The sequence below is a fragment of the Modestobacter muralis genome (assembly GCF_010682105.1).
In the GTDB taxonomy this organism is placed as follows: domain Bacteria; phylum Actinomycetota; class Actinomycetes; order Mycobacteriales; family Geodermatophilaceae; genus Modestobacter; species Modestobacter muralis.
In genome coordinates this window covers 53,120-59,423 of the sequence record NZ_JAAGWH010000019.1, presented here as the reverse complement: position 1 = coordinate 59,423, position 6,304 = coordinate 53,120, and the positions used below count along the sequence as shown (strand labels likewise).

6 protein-coding genes are annotated in these 6,304 nt (G+C 73.4%); 3 read left to right on the top strand and 3 right to left on the bottom strand.

Features of this window, described 5'->3' with window-relative positions:
• Positions 1-117 precede the first annotated feature (117 nt).
• The gene (locus GCU67_RS09085; protein ID WP_163610899.1) at positions 118-1,059 is read left to right on the top strand and encodes an isopenicillin N synthase family dioxygenase; all 942 of its coding nucleotides are present in this window, start codon (positions 118-120) and stop codon (positions 1,057-1,059) included.
• A gap of 139 nt (positions 1,060-1,198) precedes the next feature.
• Positions 1,199-1,630 (top strand): DUF1801 domain-containing protein, encoded by a 432-nt coding sequence (locus GCU67_RS09080; protein ID WP_163610898.1) that lies wholly within the window; start codon positions 1,199-1,201, stop codon positions 1,628-1,630.
• Here GCU67_RS09080 and GCU67_RS09075 read toward each other — a convergent pair.
• On the bottom strand, positions 1,618-2,100 hold the full coding sequence (locus GCU67_RS09075; RefSeq protein WP_163610897.1) for a hypothetical protein: 483 nt from the start codon (positions 2,098-2,100) through the stop codon (positions 1,618-1,620). The genes GCU67_RS09080 and GCU67_RS09075 overlap by 13 nt on opposite strands.
• Positions 2,101-2,281: 181 nt before the next feature.
• Here GCU67_RS09075 and GCU67_RS09070 point away from each other — a divergent pair, with 181 nt between their 5' ends.
• A complete protein-coding gene (locus GCU67_RS09070; RefSeq protein ID WP_163610896.1) occupies positions 2,282-3,901 on the top strand; it encodes an ABC-F family ATP-binding cassette domain-containing protein in 1,620 nt (539 codons plus the stop codon).
• Positions 3,902-4,063: 162 nt separating this feature from the next.
• Here GCU67_RS09070 and GCU67_RS09065 read toward each other — a convergent pair whose 3' ends face one another.
• Both GCU67_RS09065 and GCU67_RS09060 read right to left on the bottom strand, forming a co-directional pair.
• Positions 4,064-4,957: an oxidoreductase gene (locus GCU67_RS09065; RefSeq protein ID WP_163610895.1), complete on the bottom strand. Its 894-nt coding sequence runs from the start codon at positions 4,955-4,957 to the stop codon at positions 4,064-4,066.
• 56 nt (positions 4,958-5,013) lie between these two features.
• Positions 5,014-6,225, bottom strand: coding sequence for an MFS transporter (locus GCU67_RS09060; protein WP_163610894.1), 1,212 nt, complete (start codon positions 6,223-6,225; stop codon positions 5,014-5,016).
• Between the last annotated feature and the right edge of the window lie 79 nt (positions 6,226-6,304).

Sequence of the window (6,304 nt, the reverse complement as noted above, 5' to 3'; positions counted from 1 at the left end):
CGACAGTGCGGGCGTCGACGGTGCGGCGTGGGGGCAGTGCGAGGTGTCACAGCGGTGTCATCCGGCGGCAACGCCGGGTCCCTAGCGTCGTCGGCAGCCGTCCCGCAGAGGAGCCCGATGACCGCCGTCCCGCTGGTCGACCTGACGCCCTGGTACTCGGGCGACCCCGAGGGGCGTCGGCAGGTGGCCACCGACGTCGACCGAGCGCTGTGCGAGGTGGGTGTCCTGCTGGTCACCGGGCACCCGCTGAGCCCGCCGCTCACGCACTGCCTGCGCGAGGAGGCGCGGCTGTTCTTCGCCGAGTCGCCGGCGGCCAAGGCCGAGCTGGCGACCTTCCCCGGCGGACGCGGCTGGCTGCCGCCCGGCGGCGGTGCCGCAGCCGACCTGGTGGAGTCCTTCGGCTTCGGCGCGGAGGAGCCGCCGGCCGCAGTGCTGGGCACGCCGGAGGAGGAGTGGTTCGCGCCGAACGTCTGGCCGGCCGGCACACCCTGCCTGCGCGCGTCGGCGACGGCGTTCACCCGGTGCTGCGCCGCCGTGGCCGGGGAGCTGCTGCAGGTGCTGGCCCTCGCGCTGGACCTGGACGCCGACTTCTTCGCCTCGCGCTGCGCCGCCGGCGCCTGGCACGCCGACCTGACCTGGTACCCGGCGCGGCGGACCGTCGGGTCGGTGGCGCCCGGGCAGATGCGGGTCGCCGCGCACACCGAGCCCGGCACCCTCACCCTCGCCGACCGAGAGCCGGGTCTGGGCTGCTCGCAGGTGCAGACCCTGGACGGCGCGTGGGTCGACGTCCCGTGGGAGCCCGGCGCGCTGACCGTCACCGCCGGTGACCTGCTCGCGCGCTGGACCGGCGACCGGTGGCGCTCGGCGCCGCACCGGGTGCTGCCCCCGCCGGTGGAGGCGCCCGCCGAGGAGCTGCTGTCGCTGGCCTTCTGCGCCGAGCCCGACCCGGGGGTGGTCGTCGAGCGGCTGCCCACCGCGGCGGCCGGCCCCACCCGCTACGACCCGGTGACCGCCGGGCAGTACCGGCGCGAGCGTGCCGGTTCGCTCCCCGTCGGCTGAGCACTACCGTTGCCGTCGTGATGGGGATGGGCAACCTGGGGCCGGACGGACGACGTCGTCAGCGGCTGGTCGCCGGGATCATCGTGGCCGCGATGCTGCTGGCCGCCGGCGCGGTGCTGCTGGGCTCGGTGCTCTGACCGTGGACCCCGACCAGGCGGACGTCGACGCCTGGTTCGCCGCTGCCGGTGACCGCGCCGGGGAGCTGCGCCGGGTCGACGCGCTCGTCCAGGCCGCGGCGCCGGGCATCGACCGCCAGCTGGTGCCCGTCGGGTCGGGGCGGATGCTCGGGTACGGGCTGATGCCCTACCGGCCCCGGTCGGCCACGGAGACCACGACGTGGCCGCTCATCGCGCTGGCTGCGCAGAGGAGGCACCTGTCCCTCTACGTGTGCGCGGTCGTCGACGGCGAGCACCTCGCGGAGTCCCGGGCGGGTCAGCTGGGCAGGGTCTCCTGCGGCAAGAGCTGCATCCGGTTCACCTCGCTCGACCGGGTCGACACCGTGGCGCTGGACCAGCTCGTGCGGGACGCCGTCGCCAGCACCGCCGACGGGCGCAACAGCTACAGCAGTTGACCGCCACCTCCGGCCGAGCTCCCGCTGATCGCCCGGGCGTCCGGCGCAACCCAGTGGACCTCCGGCTCCACCCGCACGACCAGCCGCCGGGCCGAGAAGAGCAACCGCGTGTTGATGGCGTGCAGGCCACAGGTGTTCGTCGGCTCGTACCAGTCGAACGACTCGACCTGGCCGCGGACGTCGTCGGGCACGTCGAACAGGTCGTGGTCGTCCTCCCACTGCCAGATCTGTACGTCGTGGAACTCGAAGACGGCGAACGGCGTCTCCCGTGCCTCGGATGGGATCGCGGGGTCGCCGTAGTAGAACCGGACCGTCAGCCGCGGCGGGTCCACGCGGTGCTCGACGCCGGCGAAGTCCATCAGGTGCACCGGGATCTGCTCGCCGGTCCCGTCGTCGAAATCGTAGGGGAAGTCGGCTGAGCTGTGGATCCAGCCACCGACGAACTCGGTCGGTGGCTGGGGTTCCGGCACCGGCTCCGGACGTGGACGCCTCCGCCCGAAGAAGCTCACGTCGGCGACGCTAGCCGGGGTCATGGCGATGACCATCGGATTCTCGTCCGGCCTGGCGGGGTGGCGGACCGTGTCGATGGCCAGACGTCCATGATCAACCGCGGGCGGCCAGGCCGGTTGCGCTCTCCGGGAGACTGGGGGCATGGGCTACCTCGACGTCACCGGTGTCCGGTTCACGCTGCCGGACGGGCGGGTGCTCCTCGACGACGTGGCCTTCCGCGTCGGTGAGGGCGCGATCGCCGCGCTGGTCGGGGAGAACGGCGCCGGCAAGACCACGATGCTGCGGATCATCAGCGGCGACCTGGTGCCCGACGCGGGCTCGGTCGCACTGGTCGGCGGGCTGGGCATCATGCGCCAGTTCATCGGGTCGGTCCGCGACGACACCACGGTGCAGCGGTTCCTCGTAGACCTCGCGCCGCCCGCCGTCCGCACCGCCTGGGACGCCGTCGAGGCCGCCGAGCTCGCGATGATGGAGGACGACGACGAGCCCACCCAGATGGCCTACGCGAACGTGCTGGGCACCTGGGGCGACGTCGGCGGCTACGACGTCGAGGTCACGTGGGACACCGTCACGGTCGCGGCCCTCGGCGTCCCGTACGAGAACTGCAAGTACCGCGGGCTCAACAGCCTCTCCGGCGGTGAGCAGAAGCGGCTGGCGCTGGAGTGCCTGCTGCGTGGCCCCGACCAGGTACTGCTGCTCGACGAGCCGGACAACTACCTCGACGTCCCGGGCAAGCGGTGGCTGGAGGAACGGCTGCTGGAGACCCGCAAGACCGTCCTGTTCGTCACCCACGACCGCGAGTTGCTCGACCGGGTCGCCGACCGGGTGGTCACCGTCGAGGGCGGGACGGCGTGGGTGCACGCCGGCAACTGGGCGGCCTACCCCGCGGCGCGCGCGGCCCGGCACGAGCGGATGGCCGACCTGCGCCGTCGCTGGGACGAGGAGCACGAGCGGCTCATCGACCTCACCCGCACGATGCAGCAGCTGGCCAAGAACTCACCCGACATGGCCGCGCGGTACCACGCCATGCAGACGCGGCTGGCCAAGTACGAGGCCGCCGGCCCGCCCCCGGAGCGCCCGCCGGAGCAGCAGGTGCAGATGCGGCTGCGCGGCGGTCGCACCGGCGTCCGGGTGGTGATGGCCGAGCAGCTCGAGCTCACCGGCCTGATGAAGCCCTTCGACGTGGAGATCGAGTACGGCGACCGGGTCGCGGTGCTGGGCTCCAACGGTGCGGGCAAGTCCCACTTCCTGCGGCTGCTGGCCGGTCAGGACGTCGCACACACCGGCGGCTGGCGGCTCGGGTCGCGCGTCGTCCCCGGCTTCTTCGCCCAGACCCACGCGCACCCGGAGTGGCTGGACGAGACCCTGGTCGACCTGCTGTGGCGCGGTGAGGGCGACCGCCCCGGCGTCGACCGGGGCCGGGCGATGGCCACGCTGCGCCGCTACGGCCTCGCGCCGTCGGGCGACCAGCTGTTCCGGTCGCTGTCGGGTGGTCAGCAGGCGCGGTTCCAGGTGCTGCTGCTGGAGCTGTCCGGGGCGACCCTGCTGCTGCTCGACGAGCCCACCGACAACCTCGACGTGCTGAGCGCGGAGTCGCTGGAGGCTGCGATTGGCGCCTTCGACGGCACGGTGATCACGGTGACCCACGACCGCTGGTTCGCCCGCACCTTCGACCGGTTCCTGGTCTTCGGCTCCGACGGCCGGGTCCGCGAGACCCCCGAGCCGGTCTTCGACGAGGGCCGAGTCCAGCGCGCCCGCTGAGGCCCGCAACTCGCCGTCCCTGTTTCCGGGATCAGGTCAGCTGATCGTCCTTGCTCCTGGCTCACGGTGTGCGGTGAGCCAGGAGCAAGCACGCTGAGCTGAGCTGATCCCGGGGCGCCTGATCCCGGGGCGCCTGATCCCGGGGCGCTGGGGCGGCGGGGCTCAGAGGTCGGGGTCGAGGGTGCCGTCGCCGCCGATGCGGTCCAGCTCGGCCATCTCCACCGGGCCCAGCCGGCGCATGCCCGCCTCGAGGTTCTGCTCCAGGTGCTCGATCGACTTCGTGCCGGGGATCAGCAGCAGGTTGGCGGAGCGGGCCAGCAGCCAGGCCAGCGCAACCTGCATGGGCGTCGTCTCCAGCGTGCGGGCCACGGACTCCAGCGCCGCGGACTGCAGCGGGGAGAAGCCGCCGAGCGGGAAGAACGGCACGTAGGCCACGCCGTCCCGGGCGAGAGCGTCGACCAGGGCGTCGTCGGCGCGGTTGACCAGGTTGTAGTGGTTCTGCACGCACACCACCGGCGCGATCGACGCAGCCTCCGCGTACATCTGCGGCGTCACGTTGCTGACCCCGATGTGCCTGACCAGCCCCTCCTGCTGGAGCGCGGCCAGGGTCTCCATCGGCTCGGCCATCGAGCGCTGCACCGGCTCGGCGAACCCGGGCATCCGCAGGTTGACCACGTCCATGGCGTCGACGCCGAGGTGGTCGAGGTTGTCGTGCACGGCCTGGCGCAGCTCGTCCGCGCCCAGCGCCTCGGGCCACTGGCCGTCCGGGGTGCGGCGGGCGCCGACCTTGGTGACGATCGTGAGGTCGTCGGCGTAGGGGTGCAGGGCCTCGCGGATGATCTCGTTGGTGACGTGCGGGCCGTAGTAGTCGCTGGTGTCGATGTGGTCCACGCCCAGCTCCACCGCGCGGCGCAGCACGGCCACCGCGGCGTCCCGGTCGGCCGGCGGGCCCATCACGTGCGGACCGGAGAGCTGCATGGCGCCGTAACCGATGCGGTGCACCGTGCGGTCGCCGAGGGCGAACTGGCCGGACGTGCCGGCCGTCGGAGTGGTCATGAGCCGTGCCTACCCCCGGGCGGCGCGCCCGTACACCGTCAGGCCGGGCACACCGCTCAGGCGGCGCGCAGCGGGGCGGGGGTCTCGGTCGGGGCCTCCACCGGGGTGGCTGCGTCGCGGGCGGTCTCGGCCCGCTGGCTGCGCAGCGCGACCACCGACAGGCCGGCGCCCAGCAGCGCCAGCCCCGCGCCGACCCACATCGGGGCGCGGTAGCCCCAGCCGGCGTCCAGGGTGGCGGCACCCAGCGCCGCGCCGAGGGCGTTGGCGGCGTTGAAGGCGCCCTGGTTGGCCGCCGACACCAGGCTGCCGCCCTGCACCCGGGCCGCCTCGATCGCCCGGTTCTGCACGACCGGGCCGCCGGAGAACGTGATCGCGCCGAAGAGCACCAGCAGGACGACGGCGGCGACCTGGTTGACGACCACGACGGTGAAGACGACCAGGAGCGCGGTGGTGGCCAGCAGGCCGACGGTGACGAAGACGAAGCCGTACCGGTCGCCCAGCCGGCCACCGAGCAGCGTGCCCGCGGTGGTGCCCAGCCCGAACAGCGCTAGCACGAAGACGACGCGGCTCTCGCCCATGCCGGAGAGGTCGGTGAGGATCGGGCTGACGTAGCTGTAGACGGAGAACAGTGCCGCGAAGCCGATGGTGGTGACCCCCAGGGTCAGCCAGACCTGCCGGCGGCGGAAGGCGCCCAGCTCCTGCCGCAGGTCGGTGGGTGCCCCGGCGCCCCGCGGCATCCAGGCGACCAGCCCGGCGATGGTGACCAGCCCGATCGCCGCGGCGCCGCCGAAGACCAGCCGCCAGCTGAGCTGCTGGGCGACGAACGTGCCGATGGGGACGCCGATCACGTTGGCCAGGGTGAGCCCGACGAACATCAGCGAGATCGCCTGCGTGCCCTTCTCCTTGGCCACCAGCCCACGGGCGGCCACTGCGCCCACGCCGAAGAACGACCCGTGGGCCAGTGCGGTGATCACCCGGGCGGCCATCAGCGTCTCGTAGGTCGGGGCCGCAGCGGAGAGGGCGTTGCCCACCGTGAAGACCGCCATTAGCCCGATGAGGGTCTGCCGCGGGGTGAACCGCACGCCCAGCGCGGTCAGCGTCGGCGCCCCGATGACGACCCCGAGGGCGTAGGCGCTGATCAGGATGCCGACCGCGGCGACGGAGACGGAGAAGTCGTCGGCCACCTGGGGGAGCATGCCCATGATCACGAACTCGGACGTGCCGATGCCGAAGGCACCGATGGACAGGGCGAGCAGCGCGCGGGGCACGGCGGGGCTCCTCAGAGGTGGTGCGGGAGGGTGGGGGCGGCGCCCCGCTCCAGCCAAGAGCAGTGCGGCCGGTTCCGCT

Coding starts and splice junctions, on each gene's coding strand:
- GCU67_RS09065 (WP_163610895.1), bottom strand. CDS start 4,957: ATGACCACTCCGACGGCCGGCACGTCCGGCCAGTTCGCCCTCGGCGAC.
- GCU67_RS09085 (WP_163610899.1), top strand. CDS start 118: ATGACCGCCGTCCCGCTGGTCGACCTGACGCCCTGGTACTCGGGCGAC.
- GCU67_RS09070 (WP_163610896.1), top strand. CDS start 2,282: ATGGGCTACCTCGACGTCACCGGTGTCCGGTTCACGCTGCCGGACGGG.